This is a genomic window from Nostoc sp. CCY0012 (genome assembly GCF_963920855.1).
In the GTDB taxonomy this organism is placed as follows: domain Bacteria; phylum Cyanobacteriota; class Cyanobacteriia; order Cyanobacteriales; family Nostocaceae; genus Cyanocohniella.
The window spans coordinates 1-1,416 of sequence record NZ_CAWUDM010000232.1; the positions used below are offsets into that span (position 1 = coordinate 1).

Below are 1,416 nucleotides of genomic sequence, written 5' to 3' on the forward strand. Positions count from 1 at the left end.
GGCAGGGGGCAGGGAGCAGGGGGAGAAGAAGCTGACTAATTACTAATGACTAATGATATTTAATTAGCCGAATTTCAATACTGATCGCATAATTATGAAGAAGTGGCAACTTCCCTCAAGGGATAACTGTCTCATCTTAAGTGGTAGACACTACAGTTCCAGAGCATCACACAGATACTAAATGTGATTTAAATGATCAGTATGAAATTTCAACTGTTGTTAGGCTCTTTATTTTCTCAGATCAAAGTACGTCATTGGTGGATAGGTATCTTTTTGTGGTTGGCTTTGGTGGCCCCCGCTCAAGCATCTGTGATTCTGCGCGTGGCAATTGAAAGAGGTGTTAATCAGGTTAAAGTCGGTAGTTCCACGACTGCGGTTGTGAAGGATAGTAGTGGTCGGACTCTGGGGCAATTACCGGCGATGAGTTCATTTAATGCCCAAACTATCCCTGGTGGTGTGGCTTTGGATAGGTGGCAATCTGGTTTATTTTGGATTGAACCCACAGGTGATGGATTTGTTTATATTGGCGATCGCTGGTATCGGGGGAGAACGTTGGTTGTCCCGACAGACAAGGGTTTAGATGCCGTTAATTGGGTTGATTTAGAAGAATATCTTTACAGTGTCCTTGGTGGTGAAATGGATGCTGGCTGGCCTCAGGAGGCTCTCAAAGCCCAGGCGATCGCCGCTCGTACCTATGCTCTTTACAAACGCAACGAACAACGCAATAATCCCACTTTTGACTTGGGTGCTAGTCCAGATCGCTGGCAAATTTATAAAGGAGTCATGAGCGAATCTTCTAGCACTTACAACGCAGTCGATGCTACCGCTGGCAAAGTCCTGACTCATAACAACCAAGTTATTCTCTCGGTCTTCCACGCCTGTTCTGGCGGACACACTGAAAATGTAGAAGATGTTTGGGGAAATCCTTTAGCTTACCTGCGTGCTGTTCAGGACTACGATCAAAATATCAGCGCTTGTAATTGGGTAAATACCTTCACTCCAGATGAAATTGGCAGCAGAGTTTCTGGTGTAGGTACTGTCACAGAAATGATTCCCGAAGCTCACTCACCTTTCGGTAGTGTTAAAGCTTTAAGAATTGTCGGTGACAAGGGTACCAAAACACTCAAGGGCGAAGAAGTACGTACTGCGCTCAAACTGAGAAGTACCCGCTTTCGCATCAGTAAACAACAAGACGGTAAATTTGTCCTACAAGGCCTAGGTTTCGGTCATGGTTTAGGCATGAGTCAATGGGGAGCATATAATTTGGCCCGACAAGGAGCAAACCACCTACAAATTTTAGGACACTATTACCGAGGTGTAGCCCTCACGCCAATTAAGGCGAAGTGATTGCAGACAAGGGGACAAGAGGACAAGGGGACAAGGGGACAAGGGGACAAGGGGACAAGGGGACAAGGG

1 protein-coding gene is annotated in these 1,416 nt (G+C 46.0%); it reads left to right on the forward strand.

Features of this window, described 5'->3' with window-relative positions; translation table 11 throughout:
* The first annotated feature begins 201 nt into the window (after window positions 1-201).
* Window positions 202-1,347 (forward strand): SpoIID/LytB domain-containing protein, encoded by a 1,146-nt coding sequence (locus tag ACM0OS_RS28890; RefSeq protein WP_414546605.1) that lies wholly within the window; start codon window positions 202-204, stop codon window positions 1,345-1,347.
* The last annotated feature ends 69 nt before the right edge of the window (window positions 1,348-1,416 follow it).

Coding starts and splice junctions, on each gene's coding strand:
- ACM0OS_RS28890 (WP_414546605.1), top strand. CDS start 202: ATGAAATTTCAACTGTTGTTAGGCTCTTTATTTTCTCAGATCAAAGTA.